This is a genomic window from Pacificimonas sp. ICDLI1SI03 (assembly GCF_054740865.1).
In genome coordinates this window covers 705,001-718,839 of record NZ_JBSQAU010000002.1, presented here as the reverse complement: position 1 = coordinate 718,839, position 13,839 = coordinate 705,001, and the positions used below count along the sequence as shown (strand labels likewise).

Annotated in this window: 9 protein-coding genes, 1 tRNA gene, 2 rRNA genes and 2 riboswitches (1 of these 14 only partly in view); of the genes, 6 read left to right on the top strand and 6 right to left on the bottom strand. The window is 62.5% G+C overall.

Features of this window, described 5'->3' with window-relative positions:
- Window positions 1–20 precede the first annotated feature (20 nt).
- From ACSMXM_RS15435 to gcvT, 3 genes are read right to left on the bottom strand one after another with little or no spacing between them, the layout of a single operon-like run.
- The gene (locus ACSMXM_RS15435; protein WP_460317311.1) at window positions 21–764 is read right to left on the bottom strand and encodes a class I SAM-dependent methyltransferase; all 744 of its coding nucleotides are present in this window, start codon (window positions 762–764) and stop codon (window positions 21–23) included.
- A 58-nt stretch (window positions 765–822) separates the two neighbouring features.
- Complete coding sequence (gcvH, locus tag ACSMXM_RS15430) at window positions 823–1,194, bottom strand: glycine cleavage system protein GcvH (RefSeq protein ID WP_460317310.1); 372 nt, start codon at window positions 1,192–1,194, stop codon at window positions 823–825.
- 11 nt (window positions 1,195–1,205) lie between these two features.
- Window positions 1,206–2,315 carry a glycine cleavage system aminomethyltransferase GcvT gene (gene gcvT / locus ACSMXM_RS15425; protein WP_460317309.1) on the bottom strand — a complete coding sequence of 370 codons (1,110 nt, stop codon included), beginning with the start codon at window positions 2,313–2,315 and terminating at the stop codon, window positions 1,206–1,208.
- A 61-nt stretch (window positions 2,316–2,376) separates the two neighbouring features.
- Window positions 2,377–2,482: riboswitch (glycine riboswitch) on the bottom strand.
- Window positions 2,483–2,487: 5 nt separating this feature from the next.
- A riboswitch (glycine riboswitch) is annotated at window positions 2,488–2,591 on the bottom strand.
- Window positions 2,592–2,703: 112 nt separating this feature from the next.
- On the opposite strand from gcvT, the gene ACSMXM_RS15420 reads away from it, so the two are divergent.
- The 6 genes from ACSMXM_RS15420 to ACSMXM_RS15395 all read left to right on the top strand — a co-directional run bounded on the left by ACSMXM_RS15420 (window position 2,704) and on the right by ACSMXM_RS15395 (window position 11,183).
- Window positions 2,704–3,381 (top strand): hypothetical protein, encoded by a 678-nt coding sequence (locus ACSMXM_RS15420; protein ID WP_460317308.1) that lies wholly within the window; start codon window positions 2,704–2,706, stop codon window positions 3,379–3,381.
- 68 nt (window positions 3,382–3,449) lie between these two features.
- Window positions 3,450–6,245, top strand: a complete 2,796-nt coding sequence (locus tag ACSMXM_RS15415; RefSeq protein WP_460317307.1) for an ATP-dependent DNA helicase — start codon at window positions 3,450–3,452, stop codon at window positions 6,243–6,245.
- Window positions 6,246–6,315: 70 nt separating this feature from the next.
- Complete coding sequence (gene mltA / locus ACSMXM_RS15410) at window positions 6,316–7,569, top strand: murein transglycosylase A (RefSeq protein WP_460317623.1); 1,254 nt, start codon at window positions 6,316–6,318, stop codon at window positions 7,567–7,569.
- Between the two features lie 3 nt (window positions 7,570–7,572).
- Entirely contained in the window at window positions 7,573–8,109 is a 537-nt protein-coding gene (locus ACSMXM_RS15405; protein WP_460317306.1) for a Smr/MutS family protein, read from the top strand.
- A 138-nt stretch (window positions 8,110–8,247) separates the two neighbouring features.
- Complete coding sequence (locus ACSMXM_RS15400; protein WP_460317305.1) at window positions 8,248–9,246, top strand: GlxA family transcriptional regulator; 999 nt, start codon at window positions 8,248–8,250, stop codon at window positions 9,244–9,246.
- Window positions 9,247–9,395: 149 nt separating this feature from the next.
- Window positions 9,396–11,183, top strand: coding sequence for a putative bifunctional diguanylate cyclase/phosphodiesterase (locus ACSMXM_RS15395; protein ID WP_460317304.1), 1,788 nt, complete (start codon window positions 9,396–9,398; stop codon window positions 11,181–11,183).
- Window positions 11,184–11,330: 147 nt separating this feature from the next.
- Here the strand turns inward: ACSMXM_RS15395 and ACSMXM_RS15390 are convergent.
- The 3 genes from ACSMXM_RS15390 to ACSMXM_RS15380 form a co-directional block, all read right to left on the bottom strand.
- Window positions 11,331–11,407: transfer RNA gene (locus ACSMXM_RS15390), tRNA-Met, on the bottom strand.
- Window positions 11,408–11,481: 74 nt separating this feature from the next.
- Window positions 11,482–11,596: ribosomal RNA gene (gene rrf / locus ACSMXM_RS15385) — 5S ribosomal RNA — on the bottom strand.
- A 119-nt stretch (window positions 11,597–11,715) separates the two neighbouring features.
- Window positions 11,716–13,839: ribosomal RNA gene (locus ACSMXM_RS15380) — 23S ribosomal RNA — on the bottom strand (it continues 669 nt past the right edge of the window).

Below are 13,839 nucleotides of genomic sequence, written 5' to 3'. Positions count from 1 at the left end.
GCGCCGGTCGCCCGCGCGGTTCAGCCATGCTTCACCGCCCGAAACCGCAGCCGGACATAGTCGGCCATCCAGTTTCCATCGGCGTCGCACAGTGACGGCCGCAGCAGATCGACCACTTCGCCGACCACCTCATCGCGTTCCGCTTCGGGGAGGAAGCCATGGCGAAATGTGGTCAGCCAAGCAGCCATGCCGGTGGGAAGCGGCGTCTGGCGCGGAATCGCCGCGCAGCTTTCGACGGAGAACCCCGCCGCCTCCAGCTGGCGCGCTGCGGATAGCGCGGTAGGATACGTCTGCACGTCGGGCGATGTCAGCCCGCGCTGGGCGAGCACCGCTCTCAATGCGGTGCGAATGGCGGCAATATTGCCATGTCCGCCACATTCCGCAACAAAGCGGCCGCCGGGCTTCAGGGCACGGAACACACCGCGATAGACCGCCGCATGGTCGGGCATCCAGTGCAGCGCAGCGTTCGAGAAAACCGCATCGAATTCCGTATCATGATCCAGCGCCTGACCATCGCCCAATTGGACATTCAGACCCTTTGCGGTCGCGGCGCTGACCATGCCCGCATCGGCATCGACGCCGAAAACATCGGCGCCCGCCGCCGCCAGCCGCTGGGTCAGCACACCGTCACCACAGCCCAGATCCAGGATTCGCTCACCCGGTGCCGCGTCGAGCAGTTCGAGCACGGCCTTCCCCAGCGCCGGCACGAAGGCGGCGTCGCGGGCATAGGCATTCGCATCCCAGGTCTGAGCGGCGGCGGTCATCGCGCGCAGCGCACCGGAGCAGGCAGATACAGGCGGACAAGGGCATCCATCGGATGGCTCAAAGCGTCTTTACGAACGCTTTATAGGCAGCCTGATCCATCAGTTCGTCGAGCTGGCTCTTGTCGGACAGGGACAGCTTAACGAACCAGCCATCTTCTTCCGGCGAGGCATTCACGATGGCGGGATCGTCCTGCAGGGCCTCATTGGCCTCCATCACCTCGCCCGATACGGGCGCATAGACTTCGGACGCTGCCTTTACGGATTCAACGACGGCGGCCTCGGCCCCCTGGTCCAGCATCTTGCCGACATCGGGCAGTTCCACGAACACGACATCGCCGAGCTGCTTTTGTGCATAATCAGTAATGCCGACAATGCCGGTATCGCCCTCGACACTGACCCACTCATGGTCCTCGGTATAATAAACGCTCATCATCTCTCCCTTCAGCGGACGTAATTGTGCGGGACGAAGGGCATGGGCACGACGGTGGCGTCGAGCAGCTTGCCACGGACCTCGACCTGCAATTTGGTACCGTCGCCGGCATCTTCCGACGCGACAAAGGCCATGGCGATGGGGCCGCCGACGGAGGGGGCGTGGCCGCCCGATGTCAGTACCCCTGTCTTGCGCTCGCCTGCAAACACCCCGGCGCCTTCCCGTGCGGGCAAGCGACCGTCGATCTTCAGGCCGACGCGGCGCACCTTCGTCCCCTCCTTGATCTGGCGGTCGATGCGGGCAAAACCGGCAAAGCCGCCTTCCATCTTGCGCCGCTTCGAAACGGCGAAGGTCAGGCCCGCCTCAATGGGCGTCGACATCCGGCTCAGGTCATGCCCATATAGTGGCAGGCCCGCTTCCATCCTCAGGGAATCGCGTGCGCCCAGCCCGACCGGCTTCACGTCCTTGTCCTTCAGCAGCAGGCGCGCCAGGCCAGCGGCATTCTTCACAGGCAGTGAAATTTCAAAGCCATCCTCGCCGGTATAGCCGGATCGGGATATCCACATTTCCACACCGCGCACGCGCACCTCCGACCCGCGCATGAAGGTGATCAGGCCGACCTCCGCGCCCAGCCGCTCCAGCACGGCCGCGGCCTTGGGGCCTTGCAGGGCGAGCAGCGCCAGGTCGGCACGTTCCTTCACCTCGATACTGGCGGGCAGATGCCGCGTCAGGTGGGCAATGTCCGCCTTCTTCATGGCGCCATTCACGACGATGTAGAAATGATCCGCGCGCCGCGTGACCATCAGATCGTCCAATATGCCGCCATTGTCGTCCAGCAGCATGGAATAGCGCAGCCGGCCCTCTTTCAGGCCGATGAAGTCCCCGGGCATATGCGTTTCCAGCGCCTTTGCCGCGTCCTTTCCGCGTACTTCCAGCTGTCCCATGTGGCTGACGTCGAACAGCCCGGCACGGGACCGGGTCCAAAGATGCTCGGCAATGATGCCGTCCTCATATTGGATCGGCATTTCGAACCCGGCAAAGGGCACCATTTTTGCGCCAACCTCCCGGTGCAGGGCATCCAGGGGCAGCATCTTCAATTCGGAGTGATCGGCTTCGGTCATCGGGTTCCACTTGCAACAGTTTCGACTCGTCATGCCGCCATAGAAGGCAGCGGCACACCAGTCTTCCCCCTCTGTCGCGGAACCTGAGAGTTTCGCGTCCCAAAGAACGGGGACGCTTACGCCGTCGGTAGCCTCACATCGCGTGGGGCTTTTCCAGAGTGCCGTTTGCTTGCATCCACGCACGGTCCTGTGCGCCTGAGAGATTCCGGGGGAAGGCTTGCTCCTTCGGCGGCGAAGTACCCGAAACCGGGCCAACGCCTCTCCCGCGCGGGATGCCGGACCGGGGTCCGACGGCATGTTCGGATTTGCGCGAGTGGGCGGCGCGAGTCAACGACCGAGTCGCCGCGGCGAACTTGTTTCTTTTCGCCGCACCGCTAGGCAGCGCGTTATGTCCTTTTCCATCAGCAAGGTCTGGCAGGCGACCACCGCAAACGTCGCGCGGAATCTGTCCCGCTATGCCCTTCCTGCCGCCGCCTTCACCTTCCTGCCTCAGCTTGCAGCCGCATTTCTGGCACCCGCGCCGGAAACCGTGCAGGATTTCAGCCGCTACGACATCGCTTTGCCGCTATTCATCGTCAGCGCCATCGGCCTCTATGGCCAGATCGCCATCCTGTTGCTGGCGCTTAACCCGGAACGCAGCGATGGAAACGCCCTGCGCAGCACCCCGGCACTTTATCTGCCCGCCCTGGGCATCATGGTTCTGACCGGTGCGGCGACGTTCGCCGGCATGCTGGCGCTCGTCATTCCCGGTCTTTTTCTTGCCGCACGATTCGCCATCGCGCTGCCCGCCTTTGTCGGTGCGGGTGGGGGAGTGGTCGAGAATATCGGGCGCAGCTGGGATCTCACACGCGGGCCACAGGTCTGGCTGCCCACCATGGCCGCGCTTGCCATCCTGGCGCTGTTCCTGCTGATCGGTTCCGCCGTCGGCGTAATGGTCGGTAGTCTCGTGGATGGGGAGGAGCCGGGCCTGCTGACCGGCCTCCTGACCAGCGGCGTGGCCGCGGTACTGGCAATCTATTACAGCGTTTTCCAGGCAGAGCTGTTCCGGTCTCTCTCTGACCGCTGAGCGCTTGCCTTTGGCGCCCCCCATCGCCAAGTCGTCCTTATGCCCGTTCCCCTTATGATCCTGGCACGATGACGTCTTTGCCGCACCCGGCGCTCGTGGCGTCTCTCGACGGCCTGTGGGTTGCGGATTCAGGCGGGTCACACAGGCTGGATCGCGCGGATGCCGTGCGAATGCTGACCGACACGCCCGTCATCATCCTCAATGCGCCGGTATTATCGGCAAAGCTCGGCTATGCCGAGGTTTCCGGCCTCGACCTTTTGGAACTGTTCGCCTTCGTGAACCCGGCACGCTTCGCCGTTCCCACCATTGGCGGCCTGGCGCATTTCCTGGACATGCCGGAACAGGATGGCGGCGCGACGGAGGCTTCGGCCCTGCGTGACATGGCGACGCGGCTGCTTGCCCAGATAGAGGCGCCCGACTGGTACGCGCGAGAGGGGGCATGGGGCGCCGCACAGGCGCTGTCCCGCATGCGCTGGCCCTGGGCGCCGGCAATCCTGCAGGCACTTGGCGAGCCGCCCCGACCGGAACGCTCCATCTTCACAAGCCTGCCGAAATGGGAGGAAGCGCCACCCCCCGACCGGCCCAGGACGGTCACTCTGGATCGGGCGGCGGTCGCCGCGCGGCTGTCGCATCTGACCGGCCCCGGCGCAGAGGTACGCACCGGCCAGCGCGACTATGCCGCCGCCGTCAGCCGCGCCTTCGACCCCAGGGAGGTGGACGGCGCCCCCAATATGGTACTGGCGGAGGCGGGCACCGGCATCGGCAAGACGCTCGGCTATCTTGCGCCGGCATCGGAATGGGCGGAACGATCGAACGGCACCGTCTGGCTGTCCACCTATACGAAGGCGCTGCAGCGGCAATTGGATGCCGAAACGGTAAAGCTTTATCCCGACCCTGCCGTCCGCAAGGTAAAGGCCGTCGTTCGCAAGGGGCGCGAGAACTATCTCTGCCTCCTCAATCTGGAAGACGCGGTGCAGGGCAGCTTTGCTGGCCGCGCGGCGATCTATGCCCGCCTGGTCGAACGCTGGGCGCGGTTCACGGCTGGCGGCGACATGGTCGGCGGCGACCTGCCCGGCTGGCTGGCCGGATTGTTCGGGCGCACCGCCCAGATGGCGCTGACCGACCGGCGCGGCGAGTGCGTCTATGCCGCCTGTCCGCATTACCGCCGCTGCTTCATCGAGCGCGCCGCCCGGGCCAGCGCGGATGCCGATCTGGTCATCGCCAATCACGCCCTTGTCATGGTGAACGCCGCGCGCGGCAAGTCGGAGGGGCAGGGCCTCACCCGCATCGTCTTTGACGAGGGGCATCATCTGTTCGACGCAGCGGATTCGACCTTTGCCCTGCACCTGACCGGCTCCGAAGCCATAGAGATGCGCCGCTGGATCGTCGGACCGGAAAAGAAAACGAAGGGCCGCCGCCGCGGATTGACGGCGCGTCTGGGCGATCTCGTCGCCTTTGAGGAGGAAGGTGCGAACCTGCTGGAAGACGCGCTGGAACGCGCCCGCTGTCTGCCCGCCGACAATTGGCTGAAGCGCATTGGGGAGGGCGACCCATACGGGCCGATAGAGACCCTGCTGGCAGAGGTTCGGGGGGCCGTCCTCGCGCGGGCAAAACCCAATGAGGCCGGATATGGTCTGGAATGCGAGGTCGCCGATCTGCCGCCCCGGCTGGTGGAGGCCGCCGGGGTTGCACAACAGGCGCTGGAACAGCTTGCCGTCCCCCTGCGGGCGCTGTCGGCACGGCTAATTTCCCTGCTGGAGGAGGCGCCCGACTGGCTTGACGGATCCGGCCGCGCACGCGTCGAGGGCGCGCTGGGCGGCATGGAATGGCGCATGCAAACCCTGAACGGCTGGATCGCGCTGCTGGCGCGGCTGGGCGGTCCGCCCGATCCGAATTTCGTGGATTGGCTGGCGCTCGACCGGCACGAGGGGCGTGAATATGACATGGGCCTGCGCCGTCACTGGCTGGACCCGACGAAGCCACTGGCGGGCGCGGTTCTGGAACGCGCGCACGGTGTCGTCGTCACCTCTGCGACCCTGCGCGGCAAGGTTCTGGATGATGACGCGCCCGAGGATGCCGACTGGCGCACATCGGAAATGCGGACGGGCGCAAATCATCTGGCGCTGCCCGCGCGCAGGTTTCAGGCGGACAGCCCGTTCGACTATGCGACGAACGCAAAGGTCCTGATCGTCACCGACATTCAGCGTGGCAATATCGCGTCGCTGGCAGGCGCCTATCGCTCGCTGATCGAGGCGGCGGGCGGCGGCACGCTTGGCCTGTTCACCGCCATCCGCCGGCTGAAGGCCGTGCATGCCCGCATCTCCGGCCCACTCGCCGCCGCCAAATTGCCGCTCTACGCACAGCATATCGATCCGATCGACGCCGGCACGCTGGTGGACATGTTCCGTGCCGATCCGCGCGCCAGCCTGCTGGGCACGGACGCGCTCAGGGACGGCGTCGACGTTCCAGGGGAAAGCCTGCGGCTGGTCGTCATGGAGGGTGTCCCCTGGGCGCGGCCAACGGTGCTGCACGCGGCCCGCCGCGCGGCCTTTGGCGGCAAGGCCTATGACGACCTGATCACGGGCGGAAAGCTGGCGCAGGCTTTCGGACGTCTGATCCGGCGCGCCAGCGACCGGGGCGTCTTCGTCCTTCTGGGGGCGGCAGTCCCCACGCGCCTTACACAGGTATTTCCCGGCGGCTGCGATGTGCTGCGCGTCGACCTCGCAACAGCGCGAGAGATTGTGCGGACTCAATTGGCGGAGCGACCGCAGGATGCGCCGCCCGCCATCGTTTCACAGGCGCCGCGGCCGACGGAGGCGGCAGACAGCGATTCCATGCACAGCTTTCAGGCCCCGTCCGACTGATTCCCACCTTCGCGGGGCTGATCATTGCCGCTAGAGGAGCTCCAGATCGGAGTTCACCGCCTTGTTTTCCATGCGCCTTACCAAACCCCTCGTTTCAATTGCCTTGGCCCTTTCGATCGCCGCTTGTGCCCAACGGCCCCTGCCGCCGCCCGTCGCACAGGCGCCGCCCCCGCAGGCGCCCGCGTCGCCCACGCCACCGGAAATAGCGACCGCGCCAGACGAGAACGCGCTTTCGGCCGGATATCGCCTCGGCAGTTTCGCTGACATTCCGGACTGGCACGCCACGGACCCCGCCCCTGCCCTTGCGGCGTTCCGCAAAAGCTGTCGCGGCGTCACCCGGCGCAGCGATCCCAGCCGCCTCGCCATTTCCGACGACTGGGTTGCCCCGTGCGAGGCGGCGGAGAGCGCCGTCAATGCACGGTCATTCTTCGAGGCCAGCTTCACACCCGTCATCGTCGCCGGCGGCGACGCCTTCGTCACCGGCTATTATGAACCGGAAATCGCCGGCTGCCGCCAGCCAACGCCAGATTGCAACGTGCCGATCTATAGCCCGCCGGAGGATCTGGTCCGCGTCGAACGTCCCGACCCTGAAAATCCCGGCAAGACCAGGCTGGCCAAGGGCATGGTCGACGCGAACGGCACCTATTCGCTTTATTGGGACCGCGCCGCTATCGACGGCGGCGCACTGGCAAAGCGGGGCCTAGAAATTGCCTATGCCAAGGACGAGGTCGAGCTCTTCTTCCTGCAAATTCAGGGATCTGGGCGGCTGCGGCTGCCGGACGGCGGCATTATGCGTATCGGCTATGCCGATCAGAACGGCCGGGAATATGTCGGCATCGGTCGCCGCTTGCGGGAGATGGATGCGCTCGCCCCCGGCGAAGCGTCCATGCAGGGCATCATGCGCTGGCTGCGCGCCAATCCCGATCGCGGTCGCGCGCTGATGCACGAGAATAAATCCTATATTTTCTTCAAGGAGTTGACCGGCGAAGGCCCCATCGGCGCCATGGGTGCGCCGGTGACGCCGGAAATCAGCCTGGCGACCGACCCGCGCTATGTGCCGCTCGGTGCGCCGGTTTTCCTGACGACGGAATATCTCGACGAAAATCGACGCATGACACCGTTTTCCCGGCTGATGGTGGCGCAGGATACAGGCGGCGCGATCAAGGGCGCAAACCGGTTCGACCTGTTCTGGGGGGCGGGCGAGCGCGCGCGCACGATTGCGGGCGGCCTTTCATCCAAGGGAACGGCAGCGATCCTCGTCCCCAATGCAGCGGCACGTCGGCTGATGCAGCGGATGAACCTGACGCAGTTAAACCTCGACTAGGCCGTGGCGAGGCGCCGCCCCGGATCCGCGCCCGACGGCCTGCCCGCTGCCGACCGCGACATGTGGGAGCGCATCACCGAAAACGTGCGCCCACTGCAAAACGACCTAACGCGGGAGGAGCGCCGCTTCCCCCGTGTCGACGTGCGCCGACAGGCTACGCCCCCGCCCGCCATGCGCCCGTCCGCAGCGCTCGCCGCACCGGAGCGTGCCTCCCTTGATGGCAGTTGGGACAAGCGCGTCCGCAAGGGCCGCCTGTCGCCCGAGCGCACCGTCGACCTTCACGGCCACAGCAGCGACGGCGCCTACGTCCTCCTGACGCGCTCCGTCGAGGACGCGGCGCTGGACGGCGTCCGCACCCTTCTCGTCATCACCGGCAAACCGCGCGGCCCGGACGAAGCGCCACGCGGCATCATCGCCAAAAGCCTGCCCATATGGCTGGAAACCCCGCAACTCCGCCCCTACATCGCCGCCACCCGCCCGGCCCACCCCCGGCACGGCGGCAATGGGGCAGTTTATGTCATCCTGCGACGGGCGCGTTAAGGGTCCGGGCTTGCGTAATTTTCGCGGAGCTTCAATTGGCAAGGGGCTGCCACTTTTTGCAAATAGCTAGATGCCGTTCGCAAACTGGCGTATCCTAAGGTCGCCCGAGGACCTTGCACCCGAAGCGGAGGGCCGGCCATGCTCATCACGATATTCGCCCCCGCGAAAGTTCATCTGCTTGAGATTGCAGGCCTGCGGGACGCGCTTTTCGAGGCGAATTGCAAGATCGTCACGGGCCAGCCCTACCGCGTCCAACTGGTGACAGAATTCGGCATAACGGAGGAGAGCGCCTCGGGCGTGAAACATGTCCCCGATGCAGGTATCGAAGATGCAATCTGCCCTAGCGACACATTCATCGTCACCGGACCCTATGGTCTCCCAAAAAACCCGAGCAAAGAGACTACGCAGTGGCTGCGAGAGCAGGCCTTCGGTTCGCGTCGCTACGGCTCGACCTGCACGGGCGCGTTCCTTCTTGCTCATGCCGGGCTGCTGACGGGTCGCCGCGCCACGACCCATTGGCAGTATGCCGACCGCCTCGCCACCGTCTATCCCGACATCCACGTCGAGCCCGACCGCATTTTCGTCCGCGATGGGCCGGTCTTCAGTTCCGCCGGGGTCACTGCGGCAATTGACCTCGCTTTTTCGTTGATCGAGGAAGGCCATGGGCGCGCCCTGGCCCTCTGGGTCGCCCGCAGACTGGTCGTTTTCTTAAAGCGTCCTGGCGGCCAGTCACAATTTAGCGATGCCCTGACCGCCCAAACTTCTACCACCAGCCCAATTGAGAAATTGAGGCTGCACATACTCGCAAATCCGCGCTCTGAGTTGGGTCTTGCGGCGCTGTCCGACGTGGCGGGCGTCAGTCCGCGCCACCTGTCGCGGCTGTTCCACACAGAGTTCGGCATGGCGCCGGCCGCCTATGTCGAATTAACCCGGATCGACATCGCCCGCCGCCTGTTGGAGGAGAGCTCGTCTCCGATCAAGGCGATCGCTTATGCCGCCGGTTTCGGATCGACCACGACCCTAAGGCGGGCATTTCTGCGCAGCATCGGTGTCACTCCGCTCCAATATCGCAGCCAGTTTCAAACCACGCGAACAGCAGACGTGCGCGAAAGCGAAGGTGCCGTCGATTTGTCCTGAATTGCCGCCAGTTGCGCGTTGAAGAGACCTAGCCCGGGCGGCATTGTCGGGCCCGGAGGCCCTGCAATGCGATTTAATCTCGTCACGCGTAACGGCTCAAACATTATAGAATTCGGGTCGACCTCACGGGGCCACCCGGGCGCGGCCATATGATGCGGGAGGAAGCGGCAGAGGCCACTGTTCCGGCATCGGATAGCTCGGCATTCAAACCAATGCGGTGTACCCGGCTGATGAGCACACCGCATGAACCGGCGATCCCCCTTGCCGCGTCTTTGCTGGCGCTGTGCCATGTCGGCGACGGTGTCCTGATCGCGGATATGCGACTGAGAGGGCAGCCAATCGTCGAGGTAAATCCGGCGTTCGAGGCGATTACCGGCTATACTGCAGGCGAAGCGATCGGAAAAAATTGCCGCTATTTGCAGGGCTCTGACCGGCTACAGCCTGAAATCGCCGAAATTCGCACGGCTCTGGCGGAGGGGCGTGCCTGTTCGGTGACGCTGCGCAATTATCGGCGGGACGGTACGATGTTCCGCAATGCGCTGCGACTGGTGCCGTTCTGCGACGATGGCGGGCAGGTGACGCACGTCGTCGGCCTTATCCGGGACGTCAAACACGCAGCAGGGATCGATCGCCTGACCGGCCTTCTCGACCGCTATGGGCTACTCGACCGGCTAGCGGTGGCAGACCCCCCTGCAGGCACGGTCCTGATGCTGATGAAGCTAGATGTCCTTCGGTTTCGGGACGTGAATAACGGGTTCGGTTACGATGTCGGTGATGCGCTGCTTCGTTCGGTGGCGGCCCGGCTGACGACGCTGCCCGCGCTGGCGATATCCCGCGTCAGTAGCAATAGTTTCATGCTCGCTCTCGAACTTGACGATCCTGCTCGTGCTGCAGCAGCGGCCGAAGATGTACTGGAGCTCTTGAAGCCCCGATTCGTGGTTCCCGGCGCGTCGCTCGCGATACAGTTCGCCGCTGGTTTTGCGATCGGGCTATGCGTTACGGACCCGCTCCAGCTCGTTCGGCAAGCCGGCGCCGCCCTGCAGCAATCAAAGGCTAAGCCCGGGCAGACTCCGTACCCCTTTGCGGCCGCGGACGAGCGCGATGCGTGCAACCGCAGTCGGCTGGCCAACGAATTGCAAAGCGCTGTCTCGAATCAAGAGCTGCTGCTTCATTATCAACCGCAGGTCGATCTCGGTTCAGGGGAGTTGGTTGGTGCGGAAGCATTGCTGCGATGGAACCACGGCGCGTTTGGCCTGCAAATGCCCAGCCGCTTCATCGGCCTCGCCGAGGAAACCGGCGCAATTCTGGAAATCGGCGCCTGGGGGCTGCGCACGCTTGCTGCCTATGCGGCTAAGGTCAATCGAGGGCGCCGCAGGCCGATCCGCTTCGCAGTCAACATGTCCGCGCTCGAATTCACGCGACGCGATATGGTCGCCTTCGTCGCCCAAATTCTTCAACAGACGGGCTGCCGGCCCGAATGGCTGACGCTCGAACTGACAGAGCATCTGATGGTCCCCGAGCCGGAGGCTATGCGTTTGCTTTTCGCCAGCCTGCGGCGGCTCGGGGTCGGGATATCGATCGACGATTTTGGTACTGGCTATTCCAACCTTCGCTATCTCGAGAGCTTTCCTCTCAGCGAGATCAAGATTGACCGTAGCTTCGTGCACGACGCGACCCAAAGTGCGGCCAAGCGCGTGATCGTAGAAAGCATTGTCAAGCTCGGCGCTGCGCTCGACATACGTATCGTTGCCGAAGGAATCGAAACGGAAGCAGAGCGTAGCATCATGCGTGATCTGGGCTGTACGGTGGGCCAGGGTTATCTTTTCGCCGCGCCACTCGAAGGCTTTGAATTCCAACGCGTGTCAACCGATGGACGAGGCTTGCCTGAGGCTTTGGATGTACCGCGCCTTCCGACGCTGAACGGCAACAGCGAATAGAGCGAAATGATTGTGGGATGCGCTGGCGGCGCTGGCGGCGCTGGCGGCGCTGGCGGCGCTGGCGCGAACATGCGGTCGAGTTGTAAAACAAAGTCGGCGTATAAAACAAAAAAGCCCCGCTGGTGACAGCGGGGCTTTTTTAGTATTTGGTTGCGGGAGTAGGATTTGAACCTACGACCTTCAGGTTATGAGCCTGACGAGCTACCGGACTGCTCCATCCCGCGCCAAGACTTTGGCGACGACCAGAACCGTCGCGCGTTGTGAATGGGTTTCCTTCTGAATGCACAGTGGCCACAAAGGCTGGCAGCGACCTACTCTTCCAATGCTTAAGCACAAGTACCATCGGCGCTGTCTGGTTTCACGGCCGGGTTCGAGATGGGACCGGGTGGGGCACAGACGCTATGACCACCAGCCTATGGGGCCACTATGCGTGTTCAGAAGGGTTTGAAAATCGGATGCTGTGCTGAAATTCTTGTTCCAGTCATCAACAGCTGACTTTGCAGTGCTGTCGATGATGGTGTGAACTCATGAATTCAAGTGCGAACAGAGCAATTAGGACCGGTTAGCTACACGCATTACTGCGCTTCCACACCCGGCCTATCAACGTGGTGGTCTTCCACGGCTCGATGATATCTTATCTTGAGGGAGGCTTCCCGCTTAGATGCTTTCAGCGGTTATCCCGTCCATGCATAGCTACCCAGCTGCACCGTTGGCACGATGACTGGTACACCAGAGGCATGTTCACCCCGGTCCTCTCGTACTAGGGGCAACTCCTCTCAAATATCGACGCCCACGGCAGATAGGGACCAAACTGTCTCACGACGTTCTGAACCCAGCTCACGTACCACTTTAATTGGCGAACAGCCAAACCCTTGGGACCTGCTCCAGCCCCAGGATGTGATGAGCCGACATCGAGGTGCCAAACGGTCCCGTCGATATGAGCTCTTGGGGACCATCAGCCTGTTATCCCTGGCGTACCTTTTATCCGTTGAGCGATGGCCCTTCCACATGGAACCACCGGATCACTATGACCGACTTTCGTCTCTGCTCGATCCGTCGATCTCGCAGTCAGGCTGGCTTATGCCATTGCACTCTGAACAGTCGGTTTCCAACCGACCTGAGCCAACCATCGCGCGCCTCCGTTACGATTTAGGAGGCGACCGCCCCAGTCAAACTACCCGTCACAGAGGGTCCCTCGCCCGGATAACGGGCGCAGGTTAGATATCAGAAACGAATAGGGTGGTATTTCACCAACGACTCCACACCAGCTGGCGCCAATGCTTCAAAGTCTCCCACCTATCCTACACAATGCGTTCCTAATATCACTCTGAAACTGCAGTAAAGGTGCACAGGGTCTTTCCGTCTAACCGCGGGTACCCCGCATCTTCACGGGGAATTCAATTTCGCTGAGCATATTCTGGAGACAGTGGGGAAGTCGTTACGCCATTCGTGCAGGTCGGAACTTACCCGACAAGGAATTTCGCTACCTTAGGACCGTTATAGTTACGGCCGCCGTTTACCGGGGCTTCAATTCAGAGCTTGCACTCCTCCTTTTAACCTTCCGGCACCGGGCAGGCGTCAGACCCTATACGTCGTCTTGAAGCCGACTTAGCAGAGCCCTGTGTTTTTGCTAAACAGTCGCTACCCCCTGGCTTGTGCCCCCCACCAAAAGTTGCCTTCTGATGGGGCCTCCTTCTCCCGAAGTTACGGAGGTAATTTGCCGAGTTCCTTCAGAATACTTCTCTCAAGCGCCTTGGTATACTCTACCAGCCTACCTGTGTCGGTTTCGGGTACGGATCATAGTGGGAGGGCTATTTCCTGGGACAGCTTCACAGCCCGACCAATCCAATAAGGTCGAACCATTTACGCCATCCGTCACACACTCCCGAGTCACGGAATATTAACCGTGTTACCATCGACTACGCCCTTCGGCCTCGTCTTAGGCTCCGACTCACCCTGCGCGGATTAGCCTTGCGCAGGAACCCTTAGGCTTTCGGCGAGAGGGCATCTCACCCTCTTTATCGCTACTCATGTCAGCATTCTCGCTTCCGATACGTCCACGACCCATTACCAGGTCGCTTCATCCGCTTACGGAACGCTCCGCTACCACGTACACTTACGTGCACATCCAAAGCTTCGGTACATATCTTGAGTCCCGTTACATCTTCGCCGCAGGATCTCTTATTTAGACCAGTGAGCTGTTACGCTTTCTTTAAAGGATGGCTGCTTCTAAGCCAACCTCCTGGTTGTTTTGGAAATCCCACATGCTTTCGCACTTAGATATGATTTGGGGACCTTAGCTGTTGGTCAGGGCTGTTTCCCTTTCGACTACGGACCTTAGCACCCGCAGTCTGTCTCCCTGGCTATACTCTTCGGTATTCGGAGTTTGGTTAGGTTTGGTAAGCCTCGCGGCCCCCTAGCCCATCCAGTGCTCTACCCCCGAAGGCAATACCAGAGGCACTACCTAAATAGTTTTCGCGGAGAACCAGCTATTTCCCGGCTTGATTGGCCTTTCACCCCTAGGCACAGCTCATCTAACAATTTTTCAACATTGAATAGTTCGGACCTCCAGTGAGTGTTACCTCACCTTCATCCTGGCCATGCCTAGATCGCCGGGGTTCGGGTCTAATGCATCAAACTCGGTCGCCCTGTTAAG

Bases quoted from the DNA above. Each gene is read 5' to 3' on its own strand.
- mltA (WP_460317623.1), top strand. From the start codon at position 6,316: ATGCGCCTTACCAAACCCCTCGTTTCAATTGCCTTGGCCCTTTCGATC.
- ACSMXM_RS15400 (WP_460317305.1), top strand. From the start codon at position 8,248: ATGCTCATCACGATATTCGCCCCCGCGAAAGTTCATCTGCTTGAGATT.
- ACSMXM_RS15395 (WP_460317304.1), top strand. From the start codon at position 9,396: ATGATGCGGGAGGAAGCGGCAGAGGCCACTGTTCCGGCATCGGATAGC.
- ACSMXM_RS15435 (WP_460317311.1), bottom strand. From the start codon at position 764: ATGACCGCCGCCGCTCAGACCTGGGATGCGAATGCCTATGCCCGCGAC.
- ACSMXM_RS15420 (WP_460317308.1), top strand. From the start codon at position 2,704: ATGTCCTTTTCCATCAGCAAGGTCTGGCAGGCGACCACCGCAAACGTC.
- gcvT (WP_460317309.1), bottom strand. From the start codon at position 2,315: ATGACCGAAGCCGATCACTCCGAATTGAAGATGCTGCCCCTGGATGCC.
- gcvH (WP_460317310.1), bottom strand. From the start codon at position 1,194: ATGAGCGTTTATTATACCGAGGACCATGAGTGGGTCAGTGTCGAGGGC.
- ACSMXM_RS15415 (WP_460317307.1), top strand. From the start codon at position 3,450: ATGACGTCTTTGCCGCACCCGGCGCTCGTGGCGTCTCTCGACGGCCTG.